The sequence below is a fragment of the Methylobacterium sp. ap11 genome (assembly GCF_900110515.1).
GTDB lineage: Bacteria > Pseudomonadota > Alphaproteobacteria > Rhizobiales > Beijerinckiaceae > Methylobacterium > Methylobacterium ajmalii.
In genome coordinates this window covers 1-12695 of sequence record NZ_FOEB01000003.1, presented here as the reverse complement: position 1 = coordinate 12695, position 12695 = coordinate 1, and the positions used below count along the sequence as shown (strand labels likewise).

Here is a 12695-nt window from a genome sequence, read left to right as displayed (position 1 = left end):
GCATGACCATGGTCGAGAATGTCCGAAACGGGCTGCTGATCGGTGCGGCCCCGCGGGGGGATGAGGGGCGCGAGCCCTGGTTCCTCGATCCGCGGGAGATCCTGCGCTCGGTCCGCCAGCGCTGGCTCACGGTGCTGCTGCCCGTCCTGCTGTTCCTGGCCGTCGCCGCGGCCTGGACGACGTTCAACCCGCCGCAATTCACCGCCTCGACCCAGATCCTGATCGACCCGCGCGGGCTTCAGGTGGTCAAGGACGGGCTCACCACCCCGGACCCGGCGAGCGACGCGAGCCTGCTCCTCGTCGACAGCCAGCTGCGGGTGCTCACCTCCGACGACGTGCTCGGCCGGGTGGTCGACCGGTTCGACCTCGCGGGCGACCCCGAGTTCCTTGGCCGCGACAGCCTGCTCGGCGCGATCCGGGCCGAGATCCAGCGCCTCACCGGCCGCGCCGAGCCGCCGGCCGATCCGCGGCTCAAGGCGCTGCGGGCCCTGCGCGATCGGGTCGGGGCGCGGCGCCTCGAGCGCAGCTTCGTCCTCGAGCTCGGCGTCACCTCCGAGGACCGCGAGAAGGCCGCCCGCCTCGCCCGCGGGGTGGCCGAGACCTACCTGGCCCGCGACGCCGCCACCCGCTCCGACACGACCCGGAAGGCCGGCGAGGCGATCGAGGGCCGACTGGCCGAGCTGCGCGACGCCCTGCGCAAGGCCGAGGACAAGGCGCAGGCCTTCCGGGCCAAGCACAACATCGTCGGCACCCGCGCGCAGCTGGTGAGCGAGCAGCAGCTGACCCAGCTCAGCGACCAGCTCGGCGCCGCCCGCGCCAAGGCCCTCGATGCCGGCGCCCGCCTGCGCCAGATCGACGGGGTGCTCGCCGGCGGGCCGTCCGACTCGGTCAACGAGATCGTCCAGAACCCCACCATCACGAGCCTGCGCGGCCAGCTCGCCGCGGCCGAGCGCCTGCGCGCCGACGCCGAGGAGACGCTGGGGCGGCGCCACCCGACCTACCAGGCCGCCCTGATCCAGGAGAAGGCCCTGCGCGACACGATCGCGGCGGAGACCCGCCGGATCGCGGCGGCCAGCCGCAACGACTACCAGGCGGCGCTGTCGAGCGCCCGCACGCTCGCCGACACCCTCGAGCGGCGCAAGGCCGACGCCCTGAAGGTCGGCAACGAGTTCGTGCAGCTGCGCGAGCTCGAGCGCCAGGTCGAGGCGAACCGGACGATCTACGAGTCGTTCCTGGTCCGCGCCCGCGAGCTGCAGGAGCAGCAGCGCCTCGACACCTCGGCCTCCCGGATCATCTCGCCGGCCTCGCCGCCGGAGAAGCGCATCGGCCCGCCGACCCCGGTGGTGTTCGTCGCCGCCCTGGTGGCCGGGCTCGGCGTCGGCCTTATCGGCAGCCTCGCCCTCGAGCTGCTCGCCGGCCGCGTCCGCTCGCGCCGCCGCCTCGAAGGCCATCTCGGCCGCCAGGCGCTGGACGCCGTGCCGCGGGCGCCGTGGTCCCTCGCGGCCCCGGCGGCGCTCCACGGCGAGATCGGCACCACGCGCGGCGACGGGCGCTACGAGGTGGCGGTCGCGCGCCTGCGCCACCGCCTCGGCGCCGCCTTTCCCGGGCAGGCGCCGCTCGTCGTCCTCGTCAGCGCGGCGGACGACCGGGCCGGCAAGTCGCTCCTCGCCCGCTCCCTCGCGCTCTCGGCCGCGGCCGACCGCGAGCGGGTGATCCTGGTCGATGCCGACCCGAAGGGAACGCTCACCCGCGACCTCGCCGCGACCCCGCACCGCGACCTCGCTGCGACCCTGCGCGACGGGACGCCGCTGGCCGACGCCCTCGTGACCCTGTCGTCCGGCCTCAATGTGCTGCCCCGCGCCGAGGGCCTGCCGCGGGGGCTGGCCGCGCGCCTGCCCGACCTGCTGCTCGGCAGCGGTGCCGACCTCGTGGTGGTCGATCTCGGCCTCGTCGGCAGTGACGTGACGACCGAGCGCCTGATCGCCGACGAGCGTCTCCCCGCGCTCCTCCTCGCCGCCAGCGCCCGCCGCAGCCGCTTCTCGGCCATCGACCGGGCGATGCGCGGCCTCGGCACCAACCGCCGCCTGCGCCTCGTCGTGACGGACGCCCAGCCGGGGGAGTAGGGGACGGAGACCTCGACGCGTCCCGCGCGGCTCGCGAAAGGGACGGTTGAGACGGAAGCCGCCCCTGAGAGAAGGCCGCCGGTCCCGCACCCTCTCCTGCCCGGACGGACGGGCCGACGGAGCGTTTCATGAGAACGCCGTTCCTCGAGCCGGGCGACAGGGTCCGGCTCGTCTCCCCGGCGAGCCCGCCCGACCGGGACAGCGTCCTCGCCTGCGCCGCGACCCTGCGGTCCTGGGGTCTCGTGGTCGATCTGGGTCGGCATGTCTTCGATCGGATGGGCTACCTCGCGGGCACCGACGACGCGCGGCTGGCCGACCTCGACGATGCCTTCCGGGACGAAGGGGTCCGGGCGGTCGTGGCGACGCGCGGCGGCAAGGGTGCGTACCGCATCGCGGACCGGCTGGACTTCGAGGCCCTGAGGCGCGATCCCAAGCCCCTGGTCGGGTTCAGCGAGATCACGAACCTCCACCTGTCCGTCGCCAGGCATGTCGGGCTCGCCGGTATCCACGGGGCGTTCCTCGGGCACGATGGCCCGACGAACGGTCCGGCGCTGCGCGAAGCGCTGATGGGCGAGGGGGACATCGTCGTCACTGCCAGGGCCGACGAGACGACTGCCGCGCTGACCCGGCCCGGCGTCGCGCGCGGTCCCCTGCTGGGCGGCAACCTCGATGCCGTCGCGACATCGGCGGGCTGGGCACTTCCGTCGCTGAAGGGCGCCATCCTGCTCCTGGAAGCGGTCGGGACGGGTCTCGGTCAGGTCGACCGGCAACTGACGATGCTGCGCAAGGCCGGGCACTTGGCGGGGATGGCCGGGGTGGCGCTCGGCCAGTTCACCGGCTTTGCGACCTCGAACGGCTACGGCATCGTCGACGTGCTCGGATACCACCTGTCGACGCTCGACGTTCCCGTCCTGGGCGGCCTGCCGCTGGGCCATGGTTACGACCCGCAGAGCGTTCTGGTCGGCTCGCAGGCTATCCTCGACGGGACGGGCGGGCGATTGATCAGCCATCGTCCATCGGCCTGCTGATCGCTGGCTGTGCCCGGCGTCCGTTTGGGCGGGCCGAGGGCGCCTCGCTGCGGATGGCGGGGATCGTGCCGATGATGGAGGCTCTGCGTGCCGACCCTGGTGGAAATCGTGCCCTATGACGCGGCGTGGCCTCGTCACTTCGAGGCCTGTGCGGCCGAGCTTCGGTCACTCCTCGGTCCCTGCGTGATCGCGGTCGATCACGTCGGCAGTACGGCCGTCCCCCGGCTGTCGGCGAAGCCGCTTCTCGATATCGGCGTGACTCTGCGGGGAGGACACGACATCTCCGCGGCCTGTGCCGCGCTCGTTGCCGCAGGCTACGAATCCCGCGGAAACCGTTACGGCGACGGGATGTGGGCCTTCCTGCACGGTACCGCCGTACCGCCCCGTCGCGTCTACGTCTTCGCGGCGGGGAACGAGGCCCACGCCCGGCGCATCACCTTCAGGGATTACCTGCGGATCCATGACGAGGCTGCACGAGACTACGAGAGATTGAAGATGCGGCTGGCCGTGGCACATCCCTACGACGGTGACCGCTACACGGCCGCGAAGGGGGCGTTCATCGCCGACATCGTCCGCCGCGCTCGCGCCGCGGCCGACGAATGAGCGGCGTACACGAGGATCGATCCGCTCCTACCGCACGCCGCCCCGCCACCGACTTCGATGGAGATGCAAGCCACGGGACGACGCCAGGACCGTCGCCGGTTCGCGCGACGCGAAGGCCGCCCCGCCCGGGTCAGCTCCTGGCGCGCTGGCGTTTTCGAGGTCAAGGTCCGCACGGGCTCGTGCGAGATGCGCTCGCGTACGCCGTCCTCGATGGTCGCTCCGGTAACGCCGCCGCACCGACGGTCCGAGTCATGAGGGAAGCCCAGTGATACGGATCCGGCTCGTCCTTGCGGTGGTCGTCGGCGCCGTTCACCCCCCCGCCCTCGCCGCCCCGGTCGAGATCACGGTCGCCGCCGAGGGCACGCGCCCGGCACCCGGCGGCGTCGCCACCCTGGGCGAGGCCCTGGCCGAGGCGCGTCGGCGCCGCGCCCGCGATCCCGGTGCCGCACTCGTCATCGCGCTCGGCCCCGGCCTCCATCGCCTCGCGGACGGCCTGCGTCTCGGCCGCCGGGACGGCGGCAGCGCCGCCGCGCCCCTGACGATCCGCGGGCCCGCCGACGGCTCGGCCCGCCTCGTCGGCAGCCTGCGCCTGACGCCCGTCCCCCTCGATCCCGCGCTCGCCGCCCGCCTGCCGGCCGGCGCACGGGGCAAGGTTCGGGCCTACCGCCTGCCGGCCTCGGCCCGGGCGGCGCGGTTCCAGGCGCCGATCGTCCTCGACGGCCCGCGCACGCCCCCGGCCTTCGAGGTCTTCGACGACGAGGGCGCGATGCACCCCGCCCGCTGGCCGTCGGAGGGCTTCGACAAGATCGCGGGCGGCACAGGGCCCGCCTTCACCCTCGCGGGGCTCCCTCCCGGCCTCGTGCGCGACGAGCCGGACCTCTGGGCCGAGGGCTACTGGCGCTGGGGCTGGCTGTTCGAGGCGATGCCGGTGGTGCGGGCCGCGGCAGAGGGGGAGGGCACGCGCCTGACCCTCGATCGCACGCCCTACGAGGGTATCCTGCCGGACGCGCCGGTGCGCCTCGTCCACGTCCTTGCCGGCCTCGATCGGCCCGGGGCCTGGTGGCGCGACGTCCGCACCGGCACGCTGCTCGCCTGGCCGCGGGGCGGCGAGGCGGTGGAGGTCTCGGTCGCCGAGACGCTGATCGCCACCGAGGGCACCGAGCACCTGCGGATCGCCGCCTTGCGCCTCGCCATGGCGCGGGGCGACCTCGTGCGCGTGCAGGGCGGGCGCGACGTCGTGGTCGAGGACAGCGTGCTCGGCCCGTCCGGGGGGCGGGGCGCGGCGTTCCTCGGCGTCCGGGACGGCGGCGTGCGCCGCTGCGACGTCGCCGGAAGCGGGGCCGAGGGCGTGGTCCTGTCGGGCGGCGAGCGCCGTACCCTCGACCCCGGCGGGCTCTTCCTGCGCGACAGCCGCCTCACGGCCTACGCGCGGCGGTGGGAGACGCAAGCTCCGGCCGTCGCCCTCGACGGCGTCGGCGCCGAGGTGTCGGGGAGCTTCATCCACGATTCGCCCGCCTACGCGATCCATCTGCGCGGCAACGACCACCGGGTCACCGGCAACGAGGTCGCCCGGCTCCTCGCCGGGGCGACCGACAGCGGCGCGATCTATTCCGGCCGGGACTGGACCGCGCGCGGCAACGTGATCGCGAACAATTTCCTGCACGACATCCGGGGCGGGGGGGAGCGCGAGGTCAAGGGCGTCTACCTCGACGACATGGCGAGCGGCTTTGCCGTCTCGGGCAACCTCTTCCTGCGGGTCGACCAGCCGGTCTTCATCGGCGGCGGGCGCGACAACCGCGTCGAGGGCAACGTCTTCGTGGCGTCGAGCCCCGCCATCCACGTCGATTCCCGGGGGCAGACCTGGGCCCGGGACGCGATCACCGATCCGGAGTCGCAGCTGCGCGCCGCCTACGCGGCGATGCCGGTGGACTCCCCCCTCTGGCGGGCGCGCTATCCGGGCCTGCCCGGGCTGCTCTACGACCGCCCGGCGGTGGCGGGCGGCAACGTGCTGAGCGACAACCTGCTCGCCCTGAGCGAGCCGTTCCGCTTCACCGACGGCGGCCAGGCGGCCGAGCAGGTCCAGGCCCGCAACCGCGGGCCGGCGCATCCGCCCGCCGACCTCGCCGCGCTGGCGCGGACCTCCGTCGATCCGCAGGACTTCGCCGCGCTCGCGGTGGGGAGCGGGATCAGGCTGCCGGCGATCCCGTTCGCCCGGATGCGCCGGGAGCGCGCGGCGGGGGCGCCTTTCGCGCGCTGAGGGCGTCGCGCGCCGCGATCAGCAGGAAGCGCGGGATGGTGTCGAGGTAGCGCCGCCACAGCCGCCGCGGCTCGCGGGCGAGGCGGTAGGCCCATTCGAGGCCGGCGACCTGGAAGGCCTTCGGCGCCCGCGGGATGCGGCCGGTGGCGACGTCGAAGGCGGCGCCCACCCCCATGCCGATCGTGCCCGGCAGGTGCGGCGCGTGGGCCGCCATGAACAGCTCCTGCTTGGGCGTCCCGAGGCCGACCCAGACGATCTGCGCCCCCGAATCCCGAATGCGGGCGCGCATCGCCTCGGTCTCGGCGGCATCGAGGGGGCGGAAGGGCGGGGTCTCGATGCCGGCGACCTGCAGACCGGGGATGCGGGCCCGCATCGTCTCGGCGAGCTGGGCGGCCACGCCCTCGCCGCCGCCGAGGAAGTAGTGGCGCCAGCCGGGGGCGACGCCCGCCCGGCACACCGCCTCGACGGATTCGATCCCCGGTACCTGCTGCATGCCGGAGAGCCCGCGCCAGCGGCCGATCCAGCTCAGGGGCCGCCCGTCGGCGCAGACGAGGAGCGCGTCGTGATGGGCCGCCTTCAGGACGGGGTCCTTCTGGGCCCGGACCACGCCGTGCGCGTCGCGGAACACCACGAAGGTGCCGGGCTGGTCCGCGCCGCTGGCGAGCCGGCGCCCGAGGGCGGCGATCAGCCCGGCCATGTCGGTCGCCGAGACCGGCACGTCGCCGATCGCGAAGGAGGGGACGAGGGGGTCGTGTGCCACGTGTCAGCTTCCCGTTCTGGCGAGGGACGCGTCCGCCGCGCGCGCGGCGACGGCGTCCCGGTAGATCTCGAGGAGGGCGCGGGTCGTGACGTCCTCGCGCCACTCGCGTTCGTAGACGGCGCGGGCGGCCCGCCCCATGGCGGCGGCGCCCGCGGGATCGGCCGCGATGCGGGCGAGCGCACGGCCGAGGTCGCCCGCATCCCCGGGCGCGGCGAGGAGCCCGGTCGCCCCGTCGGCGACGAGGCCGGCCAGCGCCCCGATCCGCGAGGCGACGACCGGGGTCCCGGCGGCGTAGGCCTCCGCCACCACCATCGGCAATCCCTCGTACCAGAGCGAGGGCACCACCAAGGCGGCGGCCCGGCCCATCGCCGCCTGGACCGCCTCGGGGCTCCGGGCGCCCGCGAGGTCGAGGCCCGGATGGCCGGCGAGCGCGCCGGCGAGCGGTCCCTCGCCGATCGCGGTGATCCGCAGCCCCGCGGCGGCGGCCGCCTCGGCCAGGACGAGCACGCCCTTCTCGGGGCTGAGCCGGCCGACGAAGAGGAGGCCGTCGCGCGGGCCGCCCGGGGGCGGGCCCGGATCGGGCAGGCCGTTGGGCCGGATGCGGATCCGCTCGGCCGGGACCCCCGCGGCCGCGAAACGCTCGCGGGCGAAGGGCGTCAGGGCGACGAACCGGTCGACGTCGCGCCGCCAGGTCCCGGCCCTGCGGTGGTGGTCGATCATCCGCGCCACGGCCAGCGAGCCGATCCGCGAGCCGCGGTAGCAGGCATGGAGCACCGCCCGGTACGGCGAGCCGGTCACGCAACGCTCGCACGGCGCGCCGTCCCGCATCAGGAAGCCGTTGGCGCAGGCCAGGCGGTAATTGTGCAGGGTCTGCACCGTGGCGTGGCCCGCCGCCCGGGCGGCGGCGTGGATGCCGGGCGAGAGGAGCGGGAAGAAATTGTGGACGTGGACCACGTCCGGACGAAAGCGGCGCGCGGCCGCCATCACCCGGGTGATCCCGTCCGGCGCGTGGGTGGCGGAGAAAGCCGCCCGCAGCCGCGCGGGCGCGGAATCGATCGCGTCGTTGTCGAGGAACACCGCCTCGACGGCGCAGCCGGCGCGCTCCAGGGCCGCGAGGTCGCGGGCCACCGCGGCATCCTCCCCGCCGCGGACCTGGTAGCGGTTATGGGCGACGAGGACGCGCAGCGGGGCACCTCCGTCGGCCGTCCGCGCCGCGGGGGCGCCCGAACGGTCCGTGCTGATGCTCGACGCTGCCAAACCGCGATCCTCTCCTGGCGACCGGTCCCGACGATGGTCCGCCGCGGTGCGCAAAGTACGCGGCACGCAGGTCCCGACCGCGCGTCGCGTCGTCGCGAGACGAACCGACCTTCCCCGAACGTAATGTCGAGCACAGCCGGGATCGTCTTCGACGATGCCGTACGCAGATAACGCGTGACGTGGAAAGCGTTCAGGCGCGGTGAACTACCGACGCGGCCGGCCGCGACATTTCCGCGATGCGCCGCCGGACCGGAAAAATCGACCAGCGATCGGGATAAGGCTGCGATCGCAGCGGCCTGCGCGTGCCGCCGGGTCGAATGGGCTTCCTCTGGAGGTGGTCCGGGCTCCGGGGCCGGGTACCGGGGTGCGACCCGATGTCCGCGCTCCGATGCCCGTACCCGGGGCGGGCGTCACGCGGTGCGCGAGGCCAGGATCGCCTCGACGACCTCCTGCACCTCCAGCGCCTCCGCCAGGGTGGCGAGAGCGTGGGGCTCGCCGCGGGTCATCCGCACCACGCCCTCGAGCTGGCGCCGCAGGGCGATCGGGCGGGCGCGCTCGTTCGGCATCGCGTCGGCGGCGGGGGCGAAGCGGCCGTCCGCGCCGCGCCGCTCGGCGATCGCCCAGTCGCGCAGGCGGACCGTACCGGCTTCACCCTCGAGCGTCCAGGTGTTGTGGTCGTCGGCGTTGTGCGCGTCGGGCGGCGTCTCGCCGACCCGCCCGCGCAGCCGGACGGGGACGCCCCCGGCCCGGAACGTCGCCTCGACCGCGCGCTCCGACCGGCCGGGCTCGGGAAAGACCGCGTGGCCGTCCAGGCCGTCGAGGGGTCCGAGCAGGCGCCGGCTCAGGAACAGGAAGTGCGACACCACCTCGCGGGTGAAGCCTCCCTCCCACGGCGCGTCGAGCCAGGCGGCGGCATCCTCCTGCCAGGGCCGCGGCCAGCGCGCGAAAGCAACCTCGATCGTCAGCCGGCGCGGCGTGCCGACGGCGCCCTCGGCGATCCACCGCGCCAGGGCGGCGACCCCGAGCGAGGAGGCGAACGGAAAGTTCACGGCGCCCCGGCTCCCGGCCTCGGCCACGAAGGCGCGGGCCTCGGCGAGGTCGACCGCGAGGGGCTTCTCGCAGAACACGCTGCGCCCGGCCGCCAGCGCCGCCCGGGCATGGCCGAGATGCGAGGCCGGCGGCGAGGCGACGTAGACGCAATCGCTCGCCGCCACCACGGCGTCGGCGTCGGCGACCACCGGCACGCCGGGATGGCGCGCGGCGATCCGCTCCCGCGCCGCCGGCGCCGGGTCCCACAGGGCCGCGATGCGGACCAGGGGGGCGTCCTGCCCGAGGACGGCGTTCATCATGCGCTCGCCCATGATGCCGGCACCGACGATGCCGAGGGCGAGGGGGGCGGTGGGAACGGTCATCGGAGATCCTGGCTGCCGGGTCGCGTCCTCTTAAGGCCGAACAGGCCGTGGCGGAAAGCCGGACGGTCCCGTCCCGGCCTGCCTGCGACGCACGGGAGCCACCCGTCGCGGCTCGCCGCCGCACGACCATCGCCGGCCCGCCGCAGATCCGGACGCGCGGCGACCCGTCGAGAACCCATGGCGGCCCGATCGAACACCAGCTGATCGACATGCCTGCCGCTGAGACGAGACGCCAGATCGTCTTCGGTTCCCCAGGGGGCGAGAAAATAATTTTGTCCCGGTTTTCGACCGCGTGACATCTTGTTAACGGCCGGATCCTACTCATGCACGCCTGGAAACGTTCTGTCGTGTTCGGGGCATTGGATTCGACGATGGTCAGGCTCAGCATCGGGCGCAAGCTGGCGCTGTCTTCCGCGGTCACCGCGTTGTTCGTCGCCGGGGCCGTCTACAACCAGTGGTCCAGCAATCGAGAGATCCGCGCGGCGAACGACGCGCTGGCACGCGAGGAGACCATCCTGCGCGGGATCTCGCAGGCGCAGATGGCGGTGGCCCGCATCCAGGTCGGCCAGAAGACCGTCGAGCTGGCGCGCAGCGCCGCCGCGGCCGACGCCGCCGTCGCGGCGGCCCTCGACGAGGCGCGCAAGGCGTCAGCGGGCCTCGCGCAGCCGATCGCCATCGCCCTCAAGCCGGACGTTCTGCGCGAGAGCGAGCGCTCGGTCCACGACCTCGCCGGCGCGGTCCAGCGCTTCGCGCAGGCCGGCCGCGCCGACCTCTACGGCCGGCCCGTCGATGCCGCGGCGGCGAGCGCGTCCCGCGAGGAAATCGCCGCCCTGACCGGGCGCGCCGAGAAGACGATCGGCGAATCCGTCGCCAACGCCAACCGCTTCACCGAGGCGGCGATGACGACGGCCGCCGAGCGGATTGATGCGGCGACGCGGCTCGGCCTCGTCGCCGGGGCGGCGATGCTGCTGAGCCTGCTCGGCGCCGCGCTCCTCCTCATGCTCAACATCCAGCGCCCGCTCTCGCGCCTCGTCGCCGTGCTCGAGCGCATGGCCGCCGGCGAGATCGACGCCACCATCGCGGAGGCCCGCCGCGCCGACGAGATCGGCGCCCTCGGCCGCGCCGTCGAGAGCATCAAGGCGATGGTCGCCCGCAAGGCCGCCGAGGACCTGGAACGGCGCCAGATCGCCGACGCGGCGGCGGCCGCCGCCCGCCAGACCGCCATGATCGAGATGGCCGACGGCTTCGAGGCCACGGTCGGCGGCATCGTCGGCGCGGTGTCGTCGTCGGCCTCCGAACTGCAGGTCACCGCCCAGTCGATGACCGCCACCGCCACCCAGACGGCGGCGCAATCGACCAGCGTCGCGGCGGCGGCCGAGGAGGCGGCGACCAATGTCGGCACGGTGGCGGCGGCGGAAGAACTCGGCGCGTCGATCTCGGAGATCGGCCGCCAGGTCGCCGGGTCGGCGCAGCTCGCCCAGCGGGCGGTGTCGGAGGCCGATCACACCACGCAGTTCGTGCAGGCCCTCGGCCAGACCTCGGCGAAGATCGGCGACATGGTCGGGATGATCTCGAACATCGCCAGCCAGACCAACCTGCTGGCGCTCAACGCCACCATCGAGGCGGCCCGCGCCGGCGAGGCGGGACGGGGCTTCGCGGTGGTGGCCGCCGAGGTCAAGGAACTGGCCAACCAGACCGCGCGGGCCACCGACGAGATCGCCCGCCAGATCGGCGAGGTCCGGGGCGTGACCGACCAGACGGTGGGGGCGATCGAGACGATCACGGCGCTGATCCGCGAGATCGACGTGGTGGCGACCTCGATCGCGGCGGCGGTGGAGCAGCAGGGTGCGGCGACGCAGGAGATCGTGCGCAACGTCGCCCAGGCCTCGGTGGGGACGAGCGCGGTGACCGGCAACATCGCCGGGGTGGCGCAGGCCTCGGAGACGACCGGGATGGCGGCGACGCAGGTCCTGACCTCGGCCTCGGCCCTGTCGCGCCAGTCCGAGCAGCTGACCGCGGAGGTGCATCGGTTCCTGGCGACCGTCCGGGCGGCCTGACCGCGGATCGGACGAGTGGCGAAGGCCGGCCCCAGGGGCGATCCCCCGGGCCGGCCTTTCCCGTGAGCGGCGCCCGATCGGAGCCTGGATCTCGGGGACCGAACGATCGAAGGCTTCAGGTCTTCGGGGTGTCGTCCTCCGGCGGAGAATCGGGGGCGGGAGAATCCGGAGGAGCATCCGGGACCGGCGGAACGTGGTCCTTGCGCCACTGGGCGAAGAGGCTCTGCAGCACCGCCACGGTGTCGCGCACGGCCTTCGCCTCGTCGTCGACCGAGACGCCCTCCGAGACGGAGTTGCGGGTGGTGAGCACCGCGCGGTCCTCGATCTCGGTCAGGCGCTCGAGGAAATCGGGCCGCGCGGCGAGCAGGTCGAGGGCGTCGCCCATGGCGGTGGCGAGGGTCGTGGCGAGCAGCCCCGCGGTGGCGACGTCTCCGACCGAGGCCTCGTAGGGCTCGGGGACTTCGTCGTCCTCGTCCTCGTCGGCTTCGGCTGCCGCCTGCAGGCCCTCGACCAGGGCCTCGACGATCTCGACGGCGGTGTCCTCCGGCACGGCGAGCCGCACGGCGACCTCGACGTCGTCGCCGCTGAAACCGGCGGTGCCGAGGGTGACCTGCAGGATGCCCGGACGGCGCAGGCTGAGCGCCATCAGGGTGTTGGCGTAGATGGTGGGCGCGTCCGGCATGACCTCGACCTCTTGCGGTCGGGCGCCGGGAACCCCGCGCCCGACCGGCCTATAGTACGCTCTCTCCGGCGAGGCGACGGGCTCAGGCGCTGGCGAGCCGGGCGACCTTGTTGTCCGGCAGTTCGATGTCGACGCCGAGCGTCGAGACCGCGTCGCCCCGCTCCATCGTCACCTTGACCTTGTCCTTGTCGATGGCGACGTGCTTGGCGATGACCGCCAGGATCTCCTCGCGCAGCACCGCCACCAGGTCCGAGCGGCCGAAGGCCGTGCGCTCGTGCGCCAGCAGGATCTGAAGGCGCTCGCGCGCCACCGGCGCCGTCCCGCGCCGCGACAGGAAGCTCAGCAGGTTCATGCCGCCCTCCTGGTGAACAGCTTGCCGAGAAGAGACCGCTTCTCGCTCGGAACGGTCATCGCCACCGTCTCGCCCTTGAGCCGGCGCACCGCATCCGCGTAGGCCCGCGCCGGCGCGCTCTGCGGCGCGTTCAGCGTCACCGGGCTGCCGAGGTTCGAGGCCTT

General features: G+C 74.3%; 10 protein-coding genes and 1 pseudogene. 5 read left to right on the top strand and 6 right to left on the bottom strand.

Features of this window, described 5'->3' with window-relative positions; all coding sequences use genetic code 11:
* The first annotated feature begins 2 nt into the window (after positions 1-2).
* The 4 genes from BMX97_RS04610 to BMX97_RS04595 all read left to right on the top strand — a co-directional run bounded on the left by BMX97_RS04610 (position 3) and on the right by BMX97_RS04595 (position 6011).
* A complete protein-coding gene (locus BMX97_RS04610; RefSeq protein ID WP_091745972.1) occupies positions 3-2123 on the top strand; it encodes a GumC family protein in 2121 nt (706 codons plus the stop codon).
* Positions 2124-2251: 128 nt separating this feature from the next.
* Positions 2252-3151, top strand: coding sequence for a S66 peptidase family protein (locus BMX97_RS04605; RefSeq protein ID WP_091745969.1), 900 nt, complete (start codon positions 2252-2254; stop codon positions 3149-3151).
* A gap of 87 nt (positions 3152-3238) precedes the next feature.
* Positions 3239-3754, top strand: coding sequence for a GrpB family protein (locus BMX97_RS04600; RefSeq protein ID WP_091745967.1), 516 nt, complete (start codon positions 3239-3241; stop codon positions 3752-3754).
* A 265-nt stretch (positions 3755-4019) separates the two neighbouring features.
* Positions 4020-6011, top strand: coding sequence for a right-handed parallel beta-helix repeat-containing protein (locus BMX97_RS04595; RefSeq protein WP_091745964.1), 1992 nt, complete (start codon positions 4020-4022; stop codon positions 6009-6011).
* On the opposite strand, the gene BMX97_RS04590 is transcribed toward BMX97_RS04595, so the two are convergent.
* From BMX97_RS04590 to BMX97_RS04580, 3 genes are all read right to left on the bottom strand, one after another.
* Positions 5941-6771, bottom strand: coding sequence for a WecB/TagA/CpsF family glycosyltransferase (locus BMX97_RS04590; protein ID WP_091745961.1), 831 nt, complete (start codon positions 6769-6771; stop codon positions 5941-5943). The genes BMX97_RS04595 and BMX97_RS04590 overlap by 71 nt on opposite strands.
* Before the next feature lie 3 nt (positions 6772-6774).
* Complete coding sequence (locus tag BMX97_RS04585) at positions 6775-8028, bottom strand: glycosyltransferase (protein WP_244538283.1); 1254 nt, start codon at positions 8026-8028, stop codon at positions 6775-6777.
* 410 nt (positions 8029-8438) lie between these two features.
* On the bottom strand, positions 8439-9440 hold the full coding sequence (locus BMX97_RS04580) for a Gfo/Idh/MocA family protein (protein WP_091745958.1): 1002 nt from the start codon (positions 9438-9440) through the stop codon (positions 8439-8441).
* A gap of 371 nt (positions 9441-9811) precedes the next feature.
* On the opposite strand from BMX97_RS04580, the gene BMX97_RS04575 reads away from it, so the two are divergent.
* Positions 9812-11497, top strand: coding sequence for a methyl-accepting chemotaxis protein (locus BMX97_RS04575; RefSeq protein WP_091745955.1), 1686 nt, complete (start codon positions 9812-9814; stop codon positions 11495-11497).
* A gap of 115 nt (positions 11498-11612) precedes the next feature.
* On the opposite strand, the gene BMX97_RS04570 is transcribed toward BMX97_RS04575, so the two are convergent.
* The 3 genes and pseudogenes from BMX97_RS04570 to BMX97_RS04560 all read right to left on the bottom strand — a co-directional run.
* On the bottom strand, positions 11613-12179 hold the full coding sequence (locus BMX97_RS04570; protein ID WP_091745952.1) for a hypothetical protein: 567 nt from the start codon (positions 12177-12179) through the stop codon (positions 11613-11615).
* Between the two features lie 82 nt (positions 12180-12261).
* On the bottom strand, positions 12262-12531 hold the full coding sequence (minE, locus tag BMX97_RS04565) for a cell division topological specificity factor MinE (RefSeq protein WP_048461642.1): 270 nt from the start codon (positions 12529-12531) through the stop codon (positions 12262-12264).
* A pseudogene (locus BMX97_RS04560) lies at positions 12528-12695 on the bottom strand (septum site-determining protein MinD); the annotation flags it as partial. The gene minE and the pseudogene BMX97_RS04560, both read right to left, overlap by 4 nt.